This is a genomic window from Ensifer sp. MJa1 (assembly GCF_037026475.1).
Lineage (GTDB): Bacteria > Pseudomonadota > Alphaproteobacteria > Rhizobiales > Rhizobiaceae > Ensifer.
The window spans coordinates 15,461-32,231 of record NZ_JAKUMO010000035.1 but is presented as its reverse complement, the minus strand read 5'-3'; the positions used below and the strand labels follow the sequence as shown (position 1 = coordinate 32,231).

Here is a 16,771-nt window from a genome sequence, read left to right as displayed (position 1 = left end):
GATTCGTAAAACCTTACCCCGTCATAACCGCTCGCACCGTTGCTGTCACCCGAACCTTCGACCGGTGGCGACGCCGGTCCTACAGAATGCAGGCAGGAGACGCTTTCATGTCACTTTCTCTCGATGCCGCGGTCGAACATTTCCCGATCGCAGGCACATTCACGATCTCCCGCGGCTCCAAGACGACGGCAAGCGTCGTTACCTGTCGAATCAGCGACGGTGCCCACGCCGGTTCGGGCGAATGTGTGCCCTATGGCCGATACGGCGAAACGCTTGAATCGGTTCTGGCCGAAATCGAAACCATCCGCCCGCAGATCGAGGCCGGCCTGTCGCGCGAAAAGCTGCAGCAACAGATGAAGCCGGGTGCTGCCCGCAATGCCGTCGACTGCGCGCTGTGGGATCTGGAAGCCAAGCAGAAACATCAGCCGGTTCATCTCCTTGCCGGCATCACCTCGCCCGGAGCCTTGACGACCGCCTATACGCTTTCGCTCGCCGAGCCGGAGGCGATGCGCGCGCAGGCGGCGAAGTACGCGCACCGGGCGCTGCTCAAGGTCAAGGTCGGCACACCGGACGATGCCGCCCGCATTCGCGCCGTCAGAGCCGGCGCCCCCGAAAGCCGCATCATTCTGGATGCCAATGAAGGCTGGACGCCGGACAGCCTCGCCTACCACTTCGCGATCTGCGTCGAGGCGCGCATCGACCTGATCGAGCAACCGCTTCCTGCCGGCCGTGACGAGGCGCTCGCGACGATCGCCCGCCCGGTGCCGATCTGCGCTGACGAGAGCGTGCATGCCACCGGCGACCTCGCAGCCCTCGTCGGTCGCTACGATGCCGTCAACATCAAGCTCGACAAGACCGGCGGCCTGACCGAGGCACTTCGCATGCGGGATCAGGCAAATGCCCTCGGCCTCAAGGTGATGGTCGGCTGCATGGTCGGCAGTTCACTGGCAATGGCGCCGGCCGTTCTCGTCGCCCAGGGCGCCGCTTTCGTCGACCTCGACGGACCGCTGCTTCTGGCAGAAGACCGCACCCCGGGCCTTCGCTACGAGGCCTCGCTCGTCTTCCCGCCGGAGCCGCGTCTCTGGGGCTGAAGGTACCAGGCGGCGACCGCGAAACAGCAGCCGGCAAAGGCGACCACCGACATCGAATAGAAGCCGTTGACCCCGTACCAGGCGTAGAAATAGCCCGACAGGAACGTCAGGACCGCGGTGAAGATGCCGGTGTAGAAGAAATAGAGCCCCTGCGCCGATGCTTCCTGGGACTCCACCACCCGCTCGACCAGCTTGTGCTGCATGCCGGTGTGCATGATTGCATAGGTAAAGGCGTGGAAACACTGAAGGATGAAATAGCCGCCAAAACCGAGATCCATCGGGAAGATGATCCAGCGCACGACGGCCAGAACACAGCCCGACAGGATCATCACCCAGACGCTGAAGCGACGGCTGATCGCCTTGGCGAAGATGAACATCGTCACCTCGGCCGCAACGCCGGCACTCCAGAGCAGGCCGATCTCGGTGCCACTATAGCCGATGTGCTGCCAGTAGATCGCCGAGAAGGCGAAAAGCATCGCATGGCTGGCGTTGACCAGCGTCACCCCGATCAGAAGCAGTTGCAGGTCGAGCTGCTTCAGCGATTTCGGTGGCGGCTCGGTCAGCGCCGTGATCGGCGAAGGCCGACGCGGCTTGCCGACGCGTGGTGCGGCATAGGCCATGGCGATCGTCAACCCGAAGCCGATCGCCATCGCCGGCAGCACCATGTCGCTGCCGAAAATGCCGACCATCCAGCCACCGAGCATCGTTGCGCCAATGAAGGCAACCGAGCCCCAGAGCCGCATATGGGCATAGTCGAAGCCCCAGCGCCGCACACCTGAGAGCGCAATCGCCTCGACAATCGGCACATAGGGCGAATAGACGGCCGATTGCAGCGTGTAGATGACCAGCACCGGCCAGAACTCGCGGAAGTAAAACAGCACCAGGGCGGTTGCCAGCGACAGGAATCCGGACCAGATGAGCACGATCGCCCGCTCGCCGAGCCGGTCGGCAATGACGCCGGCGATCGGTGCGGTGATGACCCGCACGAACATCGGCAGTGCCAATACGACGCCGATCTCGAAATCGCTCATCGAAAGCGTGCTCAGCCACATCGGGAAATACGGCATTGCGAAGCCGTTGACGATCAGCGGCGCGCAAAAGAGCAAAGCGATGCGAAGCGCGAAATGGCGCGGCGGAGGGCCCACGGATGCGGGCGCTTGGGAGGGAATCATCGGCTGACCTGATGGCTGTGGCCAATCTCTAGCACAGCCTTGGCATGCCTCGCCATAACCTAGTTTTCGCGACGGAGCCCTTGTCGGCTCTGGATCAGGCAGCCCGTTGGGTCAGCAGTTGGGCAAGCAGCTTGTCCGCCTCTGTCGATGCTTCGCCCTCGCTCGCGCCGCCACGCACGTGGTGCCAGGTGATCAGTTCCATCGTGCCGTCAAAGTGCTCGGCGATCGCGGTGCAGCTTTCCACCCAGTCGCCGGTGTTGATGTAGCGGATATCGCCGATATCCTCGATGACCGCGTGATGGATGTGGCCGCAGATCACGCCTTGGGCGTCATGGCGGCGCGCCTCGTCGGCGACCACCTTCTGGAACTCGCCGATGAAGTTGACGGCGTGCTTCACCTGGAGCTTCGCCCAGGAGGAAAACGACCAATAGGGCATGCCGAGGCGGCGCCGGATTGCGGCAAGACCGATGTTGATGGCGATCGCGGTGTCATAGGCCCAGTCGCCGAGATAGGCGAGAATGCGGGCATTGCGCACCACGACGTCGAATTCGTCACCGTGCAGGATCAGATACTTGCGACCATCGGCACCGTCATGCAGATGGCGCTGCGCCACCTCGATGCCGCCGAAATGTACCCCCGGGAAGTCGCGCAGGAACTCGTCGTGATTGCCGGGAATGTAGATGATGCGCGCGCCTTTGCGCGCCTTGCGCAACAGCTTCTGGACCACATCGTTGCAATTTTGCGGCCAGTACCAGCTGCGCTTCAGCCGCCAGCCATCGACGATGTCGCCGACGAGAACAATCGTCTCTGCCTCATGATGTCGCAGAAAATCAATGAGGTAATCGGTCTTGGCGGCCTTCGAGCCGAGATGGACGTCGGAGATGAACAACGTCCTGAGCTTGCGTACGGAGTTGTCTTGCTGCGCCGTCGTCATGCCAGCCTCGTCTTCAGGTTAAGCTTTCTGCCCCCGTGAAAACCAGACTCGTGTTTCAGGAAGATGACATGAGCACCAACGGCGCGCTGGCGCCGGTGAAATCAACACCTCAAAACTGTACCTCGCTCGCAATTCATGCCAAAAGGCACGACCACGAATGAGGAATGTGAGAGAATGAACACGGGCGACAAGACGAAATCCCAGACCGGTCCGGCCAGCGGCGACATCGACCAGCAGGCCCTTTTCTTCCACCGTTACCCGCGCCCGGGAAAGCTCGAAATCCAGCCCACCAAGCCGCTTGGCAACCAGCGCGACCTGGCGCTCGCCTATTCGCCAGGCGTTGCCGCCCCTTGCATCGCCATCCGCGACAACCCTGAGCAGGCGGCAGATTTCACCGCACGCGCCAACCTGGTGGCCGTCATCTCCAATGGCACGGCCGTGCTCGGTCTCGGCAATATCGGGCCGCTGGCGTCGAAGCCTGTCATGGAAGGCAAGGCCGTCCTCTTCAAGAAGTTTGCCGGCATCGACGTCTTCGACATCGAGATCGATGCGTCCAGCATCGACCGCATGGTCGACGTCATCTCGGCGCTGGAGCCGACCTTCGGCGGCATCAACCTCGAAGACATCAAGGCGCCCGAATGTTTCGAGGTCGAGCGTCGCTTGCGCGAAAAGATGCAGATCCCGGTCTTCCATGACGACCAGCACGGTACCGCCATCATCGTCGCTGCCGCCATCCTCAACGGTCTCGAACTTGCCGGCAAGGATATCGCCAAGGCCAAGATCGTCACATCGGGTGCGGGTGCGGCCGCGCTTGCCTGCCTCAACCTGCTCGTGACGCTTGGCGCCAGGCGCGAGAACATCTGGGTCCATGACCTCGAGGGCCTCGTCTACAAGGGCCGCGAAGTGCTGATGGACGAGTGGAAGTCCATTTACGCCCAGGACAGCGACAACCGCGTTCTCGCCGACAGCATCGGTGGTGCCGACGTCTTCCTCGGCCTGTCGGCAGCCGGTGTACTGAAACCCGAACTGCTGACGCAGATGGCGGAAAAGCCGCTGATCATGGCGCTTGCCAACCCGACACCGGAAATCATGCCGGAAGAAGCCCGCGCTGCCCGTCCGGACGCAATGATCTGCACCGGTCGCTCGGACTTCCCGAACCAGGTCAACAACGTTCTCTGCTTCCCGCACATCTTCCGCGGCGCGCTCGATTGCGGCGCAAGCACGATCAACGAAGAAATGAAGATGGCCGCCGTGCGCGCCATCGCCGGCCTTGCCCGCGAGGAACCGTCCGACGTTGCCGCCCGCGCCTATTCCGGCGAGACCCCGGTCTTCGGTCCTGACTATCTGATCCCCTCGCCGTTCGACCAGCGCCTGATCCTGCGCATCGCGCCAGCAGTCGCCAAGGCGGCCGAGGAAAGCGGCGTCGCCACCCGTCCGATCCAGGACTACGACGCCTATCTCGACAAGCTGAACCGCTTCGTCTTCCGCTCGGGCTTCATCATGAAGCCGGTGTTTGCGGCAGCCAAGAACGCCCAGAAGAACCGCGTGATCTTTGCCGAAGGCGAAGACGAGCGCGTGCTGCGCGCCGCCCAGGTGCTGCTCGAAGAGGGTACCGCCCGGCCGATCCTGATCGGCCGCCCGCAGATCATCGAGACGCGCCTGCGCCGATATGGCCTGCGCATTCGTCCTGATGTCGATTTCGAGGTGGTCAACCCCGAAGGCGATCCGCGCTATCGCGACTATGTCGAGGATTACTTCGCCCTCGTCGGCCGCCTCGGCGTCATCCCGGAAGCCGCCCGCACGATCGTGCGCACCAACACCACGGTCATCGGCGCGCTCGCCGTCAAGCGCGGTGAAGCCGACGCGCTGATCTGCGGTGTCGAAGGGCGCTACTCCAGGCACATGCGAGATGTTTCGCAGATCATCGGCAAGCGCGAAGGCGTACTCGACTTCTCCGCACTCAGCCTCTTGATCTCGCAGCGCGGCGCCACCTTCTTCACCGACACCTATGTCAGCTACTGCCCGAGCGCGGAAGAAATCGCCCAGACGACGGTCATGGCGGCGCAGGAAATCCGCCGCTTCGGCATCACGCCGCGTGCTGCCCTCGTCTCGCATTCGAACTTCGGTTCGCGCGAATCGGAAAGCGCCACGAAGATGCGCAAGGCGCTTCAGCTCGTGCGCGAACTCGCCCCCGAACTCGAAGTCGACGGCGAAATGCACGGCGACGCAGCGATTTCCGAAGCACTGCGCCACCGCGTCATGCCGGACAGCACCCTGTCGGGCGAAGCCAATCTGCTGGTCTTCCCCAACCTCGATGCCGCCAACATCACGCTCGGTGTCGTCAAGACCATGACCGACAGCCTGCATGTCGGCCCGATCCTGCTCGGTTCGGCGCTTCCGGCCCACATCCTCTCGCCTTCGGTCACCTCGCGCGGCGTCGTCAACATGGCGGCGCTGGCGGTTGTCGAAGCCAGCCATCCGGGCTGAGATGAAAGCGCGGAGATCGCCGTCGATCTTCGCTTTGCTCGGGCGCCAGACCGGCGCCTGCAAAACCATATCCAGGCGCCGCGCCGAATTCATGCGCGGCGCCCTGTGGTTCAGGCGTTGCGGACGAATCAGCTCCGGCTATCGGTCTCCATGTGAGGATCGCCGCAGACCGCAACCTCTAATTTCATTTCTACGCACACACACCAAACAAGAAAGTTTGCGCTGGACAAAAGGTGAACCCCTAACCATGCTGGAGCCTCGGACGAGATTCGGTGTTGTGGCATGACTGAACAGCAGGCTGTCCTCGACATGCTGGAAATCCTGGAATGCGGGGGCTGTGTCGAGCCCGCTCATTTCTTTACCCTGATGCGCCGTACCTTTCGCATCGCCCACCTCCTCTATCTTGAAGCCGAACCCTTCGCGGATGAGCTCAAGATCTGCCGCCTGCATCACACCTTCGGCGCCTATGCCGCCGAAATTTACCGCACGCGCAGCCTGCACCGTATAGATCCGATCCTGAAGCTGGCGCTTGGCGGTGTCCGCCCGGTCGAATGGACGATGGCGCGCCATCGCTTTCCCGAATGCGAGCCCCTGTTCCAGTCCGCCCAGGAGATCGGCATCTCCACCGAAGGCGTCGCCCTGCCGCTGCCGTCGCCTGCAGGCCGCATGGCGCTGCTGGCGATCAACGTCAACATGTCGGCCGACGAATGGTCGACCTATCGCCGCCATCACCTGCGCGATTTCCAACTGGCGGCCAACCTCTTCCATGCCGCCATGCTCGAGCACGCCGCAATGCCCGGAGCGTTTTCGACGCGCGAGCGCCTGACCGGCCGGGAGACCGAGGTCCTGACCTGGGCGGCGGCTGGCAAGAGCTACTGGGAAATCGCCACGATCCTCGGCATCTCCGAGCGCACCGTGCGTTTTTTCATGACCAATGCGCGGCGCAAGCTCAATGTCGTCTCCAATACCCAGGCCGTCGCACAGGCGGTCCGCCACGCCCTGATCCCGACTGTCTGACGACAGGGGCCTCCCGAAACCCCTCGAAATCTACTGGCGAAATACACGCATTTGAACTGTCACTACCGACAGTTACATGCCCGTCACGAGCCTGACAGCATCCGTCCAACCCTAAACAAGGACGGAGAAAACGATGATCAGGATCCTGAACGGAAAGACCCGCGCACAGCACCCGCAGGCCGTCGACGACATGTTCCGGCTGCGCAAGCGCGTCTTCCACGACTTCCTGAAATGGGACGTTAAGACCGAGGGCGAATGGGAGATCGACAACTACGACACGGCAAACCCGCTCTACGTTCTGTCCCATGCCCCTGACACCGGCCGGCTGCGCGGCTCGCTGAGGTTGCTGCCGACGCTCGGGCCGAACATGCTCGACGACACCTTCCCGATCCTGCTCGGCGACAACCCGGAAATCCGCAGTGCTTCGGTCTGGGAATCGAGCCGCTTCTGCATCGAACCCGACATCTCGCAGGACCGGTCGTCGAACCAGGTAACGGTAGCGGCCGCAGAACTGATGTGCGGTGTGGGCGAACTGGGGCTCGCCTCCGGCATCAGCCACATCGTCACGGTTACCGACGTCTTCCTTGAGCGCATGTTCCGGCGCATGGGTTGCCCCGGCGAGCGCATTGCCGACCCGCACCGTATCGGCTCGGTCTTTGCCGTGGCTGTTGCCTGGGAGGTAACGCCGGATCTGCTCGAACGCATGAAAGCCGTTGCCGCTATCGAAGGTACCGTCCTCGAACGCCCAATGTCGCTGGAAACCGCCCGCGCCGCCTGAGCGATCAGGCACTCGGACCTGTTAACGCAAACCGTGGCTTGTCGTTGCACGATCACCGACAAGCTCTATGATGGCGCTGAAACAGGAATTGCCGCTGGCAACCGTCCCGCTCGGAAGGTCGGCGCCGACGCGGCAGCAGGAAGAGACTTCGCCCGTGTTCGCGCGCTTGAAACACGTCGCCGTGGCCCTGGTGCCGCTGGCTTTGGTCGGTGCCGATCCATCCCTGGCATCACCCGTATGCGACCGGCTGAACACCCGACTGGTGGAACTGCCGACCACCCTTGCCACCAACGCAGACGCGCGTGACTACGCCAGCGCCATATCGCGCCAGAACATCGAGCTGCGACGGGCGAAGAACGATCGTCGCCGCGCTGGCTGTGGCGGCGGCAGTGTTGTCACCTTCGATGGCGGCGATCCGGACACCTGCGGCGATCTCACCAGCCTTATCGCCGAGATGGAAGACAATCTGCGCCTGCTGAAGTCGCAGCGCGAGCAGATCGTTGCCGGCGACAGCGAGGACGCGCGCCGCCGGATCCTGGCCGCGCTGGAGATCAACGGCTGCTTCGGTGACCGCGAGGAAATGGCGAGTGCGATGCCGGAAGAGCCGGAAACCCACCGCAATATCATAGAGGACCTGCCACCGGACGAATCCTACGGCCCGTTGCTGCGGCATGACGATGACGGTTACGGACCAGAGGGCGGCTATTACACGGGGACGCTGCGCACCATGTGCGTGCGGACCTGTGACGGCGCCTTCTTCCCGATCTCGTCCGATGCCACGCCAGCGGATTTTGCGCGGGACGAACAAGCCTGTCGCGCGCGCTGCCCAGGGGCTGAGACCGAGCTTTTCTTCCACGACCTCAACACCGAAGAGAGCGAGCAGATGGTCTCGGCTTCGACCGGCCGGCCCTATACCGAGCTCCCCAATGCCTTTGCCTATCGCACCCGCGGCGTCGGCACACCCGGTATCTGCGGCTGCCAGATACCGCGCACTGCCGCGGCGCAACCAACCACAGGCACGAAGATCACCGGTGACGATCAATCGTCGATTGTGATCATCGAGACCAAGAAGCCGGCATCGGAAAGCGCTTCCGAGAAGGCACCGGCAGAGGAACGTCCCTACGATCCGGCAAAGAGCAAGGTGCGGGTCGTCGGCCCGACCTTCCTGCCACAGGAAGAAACGTCCATCGACCTGAAACACCCCAAAGGACCGGCTTACCAACCGGTCCAAAACTGAACGCGCGACGCCTTACAGCGCCGCGCGTCTTCTAAGGCGCGCCAAGGACGCTGTAACACTTTAAAGCTGCTGCATAATCCTACCCTTAAATCGATTCCGACTTAAGGAGCTATGCCGTAGCGGCGATCGCAGTTTTTGCATGCAGATAACAATGCAACCGTTTGAAGTATCTGCATTTTTGCCATCATCTGGAAACGGCTGACGGCGCCTGGCAGCCCCAGCTTTCTTCAAAGACCAGTTCATCGAGGGGCAAGCGCTGGCGCCATCCCTTCACCGCGAGCTCCGGCTGCTGGTAAAGCTGGTCGACATAACCGAGGCACAGCCAGGCGACGATCTCGATGTGATCGGGAATTTTGAGGATCGCCTTGATCTCGGCCTCGTGGAAGATGCTCACCCAGCCGACGCCGACACCTTCGGCCCGTGCTGCCAGCCACAGGTTCTGCACGGCACAGACCGTGGAATAGACGTCCATCTGCGGATTGTGCGTACGCCCGAGCACAACAGCCCCGCCACGCGTGCGGTCGCAAGTGACGCAGATGCTGAGCGGCGCCTTGTGGATGCCCTCGAGCTTCAACGAGCGGTACTTCGTCTGTTGCTCGCCGGAAAACATCAACGCCGCTTCTTCATTGGCACGACGAAAGGCCTGCCAGATGCGCTCGCGGGTCTCAGGCGCCCTCACCAGGAGGAAGTTCCAGGGTTGCATGAACCCCACGGACGGTGCGCTATGGGCCGCCGAAAGCAGCCGCTTCACCAGGTCGTCAGGCAGTGGGTCGCCCAGGAATTCGTCGCGCACGTCGCGGCGTGTTTCAATAGCACGGTAGACGGCCTCCCGCTCTTCCGGCGAAAAGGCTGAGGCAGCCGCAAGGCCACCCTTCGGTTCAGTCAGCATCGTTCGATCCCCAACAATGCGAAACCTTCCGCCGTCCACGCGGGTTCGGTCTATCTCGCCAGGCCGGTCTTCTGACTCCGGTTCAACCGGTCGCCTCGCCTTCCCAGATCGGTTGAAGATCCAGTGGCAATACCTTGAATCAAATCAAGGCCATATCGAAGCGTCCGTCCCCGTCACAGCGTTGGGCACGTTCCGGAATGACGCCGGATTCCCGATTCTCCCGCTCGCGCGGGCACCTGACGGCCGCATAAGGACACAGCCGCCGGAGAAAGACAAGCAAGTCTCAGAGCGGCGCCACCGGATGCGGCGAACCGTCATAGGCGCCCCAGACCGACTGGTCGAAGCAGATCACCGAGCCGGTCATCAGCCCCGATTCCGCCGACGACAGGTAGGCGCAGGCGCGCGCAACCTCTGCCGGATCGACCAGCCGGCCGAAGGGCTGGCTGGCGGCCGCCTTCTCCAGCCAATCCGGCGACGCGCCATGAAACTCCCGCTGGATGCGGTCTTCGCCCTCCGATGCCATCCAGCCGATGTTGAGACCGTTGACGCGGATGCGGTTGCGCAGGAGCGCATAGGCCGTGTTCTTGGTAAGGGTTTCGAGTGCACCCTTGGACGAGCAGTAGGCAGCGATGAATGGTTGTCCCGCCATTGCCGACATTGAGCCGATGTTGACGATCGTGCCTTCGGTGCCCTCTCGCCGCATCACCTTGATCGCCTCCTGCATGAGGAAGAACGGCGCACGCACATTGATGGCGAACATGCGATCGAACAGTTCCGGTGTGGTGTCGAGGATCGTGCCGCGGTCGGTGATGGCGGCGGCATTGACCAGCGCATCGACGCGGCCGAACTCCGCATCACAGGCCGCGACCACCTTGCGCGCATCTTCCACCTGTTCGAGGTCGGCCTCGACATAGACCACTCTTGCGCCGCCGGCCTTGCCGATCTGTTCGGCTTTCGCGCGCCCCTTGGCTGCATTGCGACCGCAAATGACGATGCCGGCCGCACCGCGTTCTGCAAAAAGACCGGCGATCGTCGCGCCAAGCCCCTGTGTGCCACCGGTGACGATGGCGATCTTGCCTTCCAGTTGTCCGCTCATCGAAATCCTCCCTTTGAGTGAGATCAGGTAGAAACAGAACTGGCCCCGGACGGATTGCGCCCGGAGCCGATCAGATATGGAGCAAAGCCGTCAACTCAGCTTGCGCCTGGCCTGTGCGTCGAGCGCCGCACGAAAATCCACCTCGCTTGTTCCGGCCTTCAGCGCCTCGCGCATCAATTGCGCCTGCGTCTTCGGTGCCAAACCGCCAAGCGGCGGATCGCGGTCGAGATTGGTCGGGAAGGAATAGCCTTCTGCGCAGGAAGCAATCGCGTTCTCCGCCTCCGCCTGCGTGACCGTGTCAGTCGCGAGCAAAGTCTTCAGCGCCGGATAGAGCACGGCACTCATCGTCCGCCGATCGACGGTCTCCATCGCCCGACCGAAGGCCGATGACACCTGCAGCAGGTTCGCCACGCGGCGGATATCCGCCGAACGGTTGTTGCCGGCCGCATGGAAGAGCGCCGGGTTGAAGAACACGACATCGCCCTTCTCAAGCGGAAGCTGGATGTGATGTTCGTCGAAATAGGCGCGGAATTCCGGGCGGTTGAGGGCGAGATACCCTGGCACGTAAGTCTGGCTGAAGGGCAGGAACAGCGTCGGGCCGCTCTCGAGCGGCATGTCGCAATGGGCGACCGCCCCTTGCAGCGTCAGCACCGGCGAAAGCTTGTGCACATGAGCAGGGTATTGCTCGATCACCGCCCGTGCCTGAAAGCCAAGGTGATAATCGCGGTGTGCGGATTGGGCCGCGCCACCCGGATTGACGCGATTGACCTGCGCGGTCATCTGGTAATTCGGGCCAAGCCAGGCCTCGCTGACGAGCGCAATGATGGCGTTGCCGTAGTAGGCGGCGAAATTCTCGGGCGCCTTCAGGCAGTGCTTTTCCAGTGAGTTCCAGATCCGGTCATTCGCGCCGGGCTTGGCAAAGTGATCGCCGCCGCCGCTGCTGGAGCGGTGCTGTTCCTCGATGATCTCGTCAAACACGGCACTGGCAGCGTCGATTGTCGTCGTATCGGCAAAGGCGCGCTTGAAGACTGCAACACCCGGACCCGTCGCCAGCACTTCGCAAATCTCTGCCAGGATCTCTCGCCGTGTCTCGGGGTGAGCGCACGAGGCAGTCAGTTCGGCACTGTCATAGATCAGCACATTTTTCTCGCAGCCCGACGCATGCGGGTAGTCGGCCGGGTTGGTCCGGCGCTCCACCTCGGCCCGGAAAGCGTCGATGTCGCAGGCATCCTCCGTGAGCCATACGCGGTCGACGCGCTGCCGCGCGCTGCTGTCGGTCTTCATCCCGTTTCCTCCTCTGAAACCTTGGATGCAGACGACTATAGGCGGCGGCAAAACATGATATAGAGCAGGAATCCATCAAAAATCCATCAAGGAGCCGGCCGATGGCCCATCCGTTCCTGGTCAAGGACATCGCCTTTCAGGCAGGTCTCAGCACTGCCACCGTCGACCGGGTGCTCAATGAACGACCGGGTGTGCGCCGGCAGACCGTGGCGCGGGTTCGCGCCGCGATAGAGGAGCTCGAAAAGCAGCAGGCGGGTCTCGACGTCCAGGGCAGAAAATTCGCGATCGACATCGTGATGGAAGCGCCGGAGCGTTTCACCGACGCCGTGCGGCGGGCGTTTGAAACCGAGGCGCTCACCTTCGCGCCCACGATCTTTCGCTGCCGCTTTCATTTCGCCGAGACCATGCGTCCGCAGGAGATCGTGCAACTGCTCGATCGCATCAGGCTTCGCGGCACCGATGGCCTGGTGCTCAAGGCGCCCGATGTGCCTGACATCGTCAGTGCCGTGGCGCGGCTGGAGCAAGGTGGCATCCCCGTCGTAACGCTGGTAACCGATCTTCCCAACTCGCAAAGAACCGCCTATGCGGGCGCGGACAACCGGGCTGCGGGGCAAACCGCGGCCTATCTCATCGGCGAACATTTTTCCGGCGCCCCTTCAACCGTGCTCGTCACCCTGTCGAGCGGTCGCTTCCGTGGTGAGGAGGAGCGCGAGATCGGCTTCCGTCGCGTCTTGCGGGAGCACTACCCGGCGATCCGCATCGTCGAGATCAGCGAAGGTCATGGCCGCGACAGCGAGACGGGCGCCCTGGCAGACCTGGCGCTGGCTGCCAACCCCGACATCAACGCCGCCTATTCGATCGGGGGCGGCAACCGCTCGGTGCTCGCAGCGTTCGACCGGCTCAACCGTCGCTGCGCGCTCTACATCGCCCATGATCTCGATGACGACAACCTGGCGCTCCTGCGCGCGCGGCGCATTCACTTCGTGCTGCACCACGATCTGAAAACCGATGCGCGCACCGCCTTTCGCACCATCATGCTGCGGCGACACGTGCCGCCGGCGACAGGTGGTGCTCAACTTTCTGCAGTCGTGGTCATCACGCCATACAACGTGCCGGAGTAGCCGGCCCTTTCGGCACAGCTTCCGCCCGTGATTTCAGGCCGCCGATTGCCCTTCGGGCCTGCCCGCCGGCAGCACCATGTCATCGGCGGTCTCGACACGGTTGCGGCCGCGGCGCTTGGCGAAGTAAAGCGCTTCGTCCGCTGCCGAGAGCAAGGCGCGCGCCGTCATGCCGTGCCGCGGGGCAAAGGCGATGCCGGCGCTGCCGCCGACAACCAGCATCTGCCCGCCGAAGGCCACCGGTGTCTGCGCATCGGCAACCAGACCAGCCGCTAGGCCGCGCGCTTCCGCCTCGCTGCAATCGCCAAGAATGATCGCAAATTCGTCGCCCCCGAGCCGGGCGACGGCGCCCTTCGGCTCGACCCTCCGCCGGAACCGTTCAGCCATCGCGATCAGCACGGCATCGCCTGCTGCATGGCCATGACGGTCATTGACCGCCTTGAACTCGTCGAGATCGGCATAGACGACTGTGAACGGATGGGACTTTGCTCTGAGCAGTGCCGCCGCCAGCATATCGTCGAAACCGCTTCGGTTCATGAGCCCGGTCAGGCGGTCATGCTTGGCAAGGTGGCGGTTGAGCGCCTCGCTTTGCTGCAGGGCGGCAAACAGTGTCGAGAAGCGGAATGCAACGAACGCCATCAGCAACGTTGCGACGATGGCCATGATGATGACGCTCGGCAGCAATGCCGCGCGTACGAAGCCGCCAGGCGATTTCGGTATCCAGGCCGCCACAAGACAGGACTGCTGCGAGCAGCGCCCGACCGACGCGTAGATGCTGCCCGCCGGCCGTTCGCTCAGCGGCACGAAGGCGAGCCCCCGCATGCCGAGCCGCGCTGCGATCTCACGCGTCATCTTCGCCGTGACCGGCCGGATTGAAACCATGAGCACCGGGTTGCGACGCTCGACAGGAACAGCCAAGGTCTCCGGGATCACCGCCTGCACGACTGCGACGCTCATGTGCCCGTCGATCTCGCGCAGGTCCACCGCATGAATGCCGGGTACGGCCGGCAACACCGATTGGGGATCCGGCGTTACCACATCGAGCGCGTAGGCACCGTGGTTGTTCCTGAGCGCATTGTCGTAGCGGCGCTTCGCCTCCTCGAGCAGGTCGTCGACCTCTGTGAGCGGCACTCGAGCCGCCTCGGCGGGGACCACCACGCCGTTCTTGACCACCGTGGAGGCGTGTTGCTCCGCATCCGTGAAGATCAGCCAGGAGAAACCGTAGTCCTCCCACAGCCAGCCGGACATCTCGTCGGCGATGAAGCTGTCGCTGACCTGACCTGCTGCCAGTTCGCGGTAGGTTTCGTCCCAGAAGGAAATCTGCGCCTGGAACTGGACGACCGCATCCATCTGATGGCGCAGTTCATTGGCAACCAGTCGCCGCTCAGCCGAAAGGCCGAAGCGATCCGCCTCGGCGACGGAGCGGTCGAGAACATAGATCAGGCTGGCGATGATCAGCACCGCGACCAGCGTACAGGCGGCATGAATTGCCCAGACCGTCCTGCTCCGCTTTGCCCGCCGCAACGTCTCTTCCATAACGCCAGTGCCCCCTCGTTCCGACCGGCGATCGTGAACCCTTGCGCACTCTTCGAAGCGCGGTTCACGATGATCGCGGCGGATACGAACGGTACCGTAGCGGCCAAATTAAAAGTTTGGCTTAAATAAGCTGGTGATAAAATACTTAACGGATTCAACCACCTGAACCGGATGACAATCAGCAGTCGCAAACGGCGACCGGAAGTGCGAACCAAAGGCCCGCACTTCCGCTGCTTCAAGCCCGCGACTGCGCCACCGCCGTCGCGCGCAACAGCGCCACGATTTCCTCAGGGCCGTTGTCGCGCGCGAGATCGCGTATGGAGCGGCCCGCCGCTCCATCCCGCACGCCGGCATTCGCGCCCCTGTCGAGAAGCAGGCGCACCATCTCCGCCCGTCCGTTGACCACGGCAAAGGCAAGCGGCGTCATCCAATCCTGTTGCGGCTCTGGCCTGCCACGCCCCCGGAACTTGCCGAAGGGCGTTTCGAGGAGTTCCGGTTGCCGATCGAGGATTTCGGCGACCCGGCCCACCATTCCGAAGGCTGCGGCCGCAAACAGATCCAACGGCTGTTCCTTCAGGAAACGGACCATGTCGGCCTTGCCGTTGTACTGGGCCCAGCCGATCGGGGGCGCATGGTGGTATGGATCGCGCGCCATGGTGTTGGCACCGTTGCCGATCAACAGTTTTGCCATCTCCAGGTTTCCGTGCAGCGCCGCCTCGTGCAACGGGGTGCGCGAGGTCATGCGGTTGACGTCGAAACCGAGCGCCAGCATGAGGAGAGCCGCAGCGCGCCGGTCCTCACCTGCTGCCTCATGCAACATCGCCGGATGCGCGGTCTGCGTACGGCCAACCAATGTCGGATCCTGATCGACAAGCGCTTTCGCCGCCCCGGCGTTGTCTTCGGAGATAGCCCGGGCCAGCCGGTCGACATCATCGAGCGGCGCCTGCACTGCCCCGCGGGACACGAGGAACTGGGCCAAGGCTGCATCGCCACCCAGTTCCGCCCATTGATAGGGCGTGCGCCCCTTGATCGGGCGGTTGACGTCGGCGCCATGCTCGACCAGCAAACGGACGCGGTCAGCCATGCGCTTTTCCAAAGCCCAGGCAAGCTGGTAGTCGAAGACGCGCTCGCCGCTTTCAACGAAAGCACCATCGTTGCGCACCAGCCAGTTGTTCCGGTCGCTGGCGTTGAGGCCATAATCGAGCAGGAGTTTCAGGCAAGTGTTGTCCGGCTGGAACATGCGGTTGTAGAGGGCCTGGCTGTCATTGGCGCGTGCCCCCGCATCGAGCAGGAGCCGGGCGAACACGTCACAATCCGGATGCCGCGGTTGGCGCTCCGGTCCGGCTTCGCCTTCGCCGAAAACGCCTGTCAGAGCGGTGAAGCGGTATTGACCGTCGTCCAGCCAATGGGCGTCTGGATCGGCACCCCTTGCGATCAATCGCTGGGCGGCGGGCAAAGAGGATCGGCCGGGTATCCGGGCATAGGCCGCATAGAGCAGCGGTTCCCAGTCGAAGGGCCCTCCGCGTTTCAGCGCGAGCTTCGGATCGCGGTCGAGCCAGCGATCGATCGCCGCGGCGTCGCCGAGTGCGGCGGCCACGTGGATGCTGTCGCCGGAGATTTCAGGATGCGCCTCAAGCAGGGCAACAGCCTGAGAAAATCGTTCAGGATCGGCCGCTATGTCACTGAAATAAGAGACCGTGGCCAGAGCAAGAAAGCGATTGGCGAGCTGCTCTGTCGCCGGTCTGCCGGCTTCGGCCTGTTCCAGATGCCGTTTCAGCCGCGTCCAACTGGCAAAGCCGAATTCGCGGGCAAGCACGAGTTGCGCATCCTGAAGGCCCATTTCGGCGGGCTCGGAGAAATAAGGGAGCGCCCTCTGCTTGGCACTGGCATCACCGGCCTTTACGGCTTTGAGAAAAGCCTTGGCCTGCTTGCGGATGGTATCGAGGGTCAGGTTCGCGGGTAGATCACGCGTGATCATGAAAGACCTCCTTTCATTCACGTCCGGTATCCGCGCCCACAGACTGAAAAGAGGTGTGGCAACCAAGTTCAGTGAGACAGGTGGGCCTTGCCCTTCCCGCGGATCGGATGTGCCCTGCGAACGAAATCAGCGCTAGCACGCCGCCCCTATACTT

13 protein-coding genes and 1 riboswitch are annotated in these 16,771 nt (G+C 63.1%); of the genes, 6 read left to right on the top strand and 7 right to left on the bottom strand.

From position 1 onward, the window contains the following. Window positions 1-107: 107 nt before the first annotated feature. Window positions 108-1,091, top strand: a complete 984-nt coding sequence (gene dgcA / locus MKZ91_RS29470; protein WP_336174573.1) for an N-acetyl-D-Glu racemase DgcA — start codon at window positions 108-110, stop codon at window positions 1,089-1,091. Here the strand turns inward: dgcA and MKZ91_RS29465 are convergent. Then, complete coding sequence (locus MKZ91_RS29465; RefSeq protein ID WP_336174572.1) at window positions 1,043-2,263, bottom strand: MFS transporter; 1,221 nt, start codon at window positions 2,261-2,263, stop codon at window positions 1,043-1,045. The genes dgcA and MKZ91_RS29465 overlap by 49 nt on opposite strands. A 94-nt stretch (window positions 2,264-2,357) precedes the next feature. Further along, window positions 2,358-3,197 (bottom strand): UDP-2,3-diacylglucosamine diphosphatase, encoded by an 840-nt coding sequence (locus MKZ91_RS29460; RefSeq protein ID WP_336174571.1) that lies wholly within the window; start codon window positions 3,195-3,197, stop codon window positions 2,358-2,360. 174 nt (window positions 3,198-3,371) lie between these two features. Here MKZ91_RS29460 and MKZ91_RS29455 point away from each other — a divergent pair, with 174 nt between their 5' ends. From MKZ91_RS29455 to MKZ91_RS29440, 4 genes are all read left to right on the top strand, one after another. Further along, on the top strand, window positions 3,372-5,684 hold the full coding sequence (locus MKZ91_RS29455; protein ID WP_336174570.1) for an NADP-dependent malic enzyme: 2,313 nt from the start codon (window positions 3,372-3,374) through the stop codon (window positions 5,682-5,684). Between the two features lie 282 nt (window positions 5,685-5,966). Beyond that, window positions 5,967-6,701 (top strand): helix-turn-helix transcriptional regulator, encoded by a 735-nt coding sequence (locus MKZ91_RS29450; protein WP_336174569.1) that lies wholly within the window; start codon window positions 5,967-5,969, stop codon window positions 6,699-6,701. A 133-nt stretch (window positions 6,702-6,834) separates the two neighbouring features. Further along, window positions 6,835-7,479, top strand: a complete 645-nt coding sequence (locus MKZ91_RS29445) for an acyl-homoserine-lactone synthase (protein ID WP_336174568.1) — start codon at window positions 6,835-6,837, stop codon at window positions 7,477-7,479. Between the two features lie 70 nt (window positions 7,480-7,549). After that, window positions 7,550-8,716, top strand: coding sequence for a DUF2865 domain-containing protein (locus MKZ91_RS29440; protein WP_336174567.1), 1,167 nt, complete (start codon window positions 7,550-7,552; stop codon window positions 8,714-8,716). Between the two features lie 184 nt (window positions 8,717-8,900). Here the strand turns inward: MKZ91_RS29440 and bluB are convergent, their stop codons facing one another. From bluB to MKZ91_RS29425, 3 genes are all read right to left on the bottom strand, one after another. Beyond that, the gene (gene bluB, locus MKZ91_RS29435; RefSeq protein WP_336174566.1) at window positions 8,901-9,605 is read right to left on the bottom strand and encodes a 5,6-dimethylbenzimidazole synthase; all 705 of its coding nucleotides are present in this window, start codon (window positions 9,603-9,605) and stop codon (window positions 8,901-8,903) included. Window positions 9,606-9,649: 44 nt separating this feature from the next. Continuing rightward, window positions 9,650-9,860, bottom strand: a riboswitch (cobalamin riboswitch). Window positions 9,861-9,888: 28 nt separating this feature from the next. Beyond that, window positions 9,889-10,701: an SDR family oxidoreductase gene (locus tag MKZ91_RS29430; protein ID WP_336174565.1), complete on the bottom strand. Its 813-nt coding sequence runs from the start codon at window positions 10,699-10,701 to the stop codon at window positions 9,889-9,891. A 90-nt stretch (window positions 10,702-10,791) separates the two neighbouring features. Beyond that, window positions 10,792-11,985, bottom strand: a complete 1,194-nt coding sequence (locus MKZ91_RS29425; RefSeq protein WP_336174564.1) for a phytanoyl-CoA dioxygenase family protein — start codon at window positions 11,983-11,985, stop codon at window positions 10,792-10,794. A 101-nt stretch (window positions 11,986-12,086) separates the two neighbouring features. Between MKZ91_RS29425 and MKZ91_RS29420 the strand changes: the two genes are divergently transcribed. Then, window positions 12,087-13,106 carry a LacI family DNA-binding transcriptional regulator gene (locus tag MKZ91_RS29420; protein ID WP_336174563.1) on the top strand — a complete coding sequence of 340 codons (1,020 nt, stop codon included), beginning with the start codon at window positions 12,087-12,089 and terminating at the stop codon, window positions 13,104-13,106. 33 nt (window positions 13,107-13,139) lie between these two features. Here MKZ91_RS29420 and MKZ91_RS29415 read toward each other — a convergent pair whose 3' ends face one another. Beyond that, window positions 13,140-14,639: a sensor domain-containing diguanylate cyclase gene (locus MKZ91_RS29415; protein WP_336174562.1), complete on the bottom strand. Its 1,500-nt coding sequence runs from the start codon at window positions 14,637-14,639 to the stop codon at window positions 13,140-13,142. 235 nt (window positions 14,640-14,874) lie between these two features. Further along, a complete protein-coding gene (locus tag MKZ91_RS29410; protein WP_336174561.1) occupies window positions 14,875-16,617 on the bottom strand; it encodes an ankyrin repeat domain-containing protein in 1,743 nt (580 codons plus the stop codon). Window positions 16,618-16,771 lie beyond the last annotated feature (154 nt).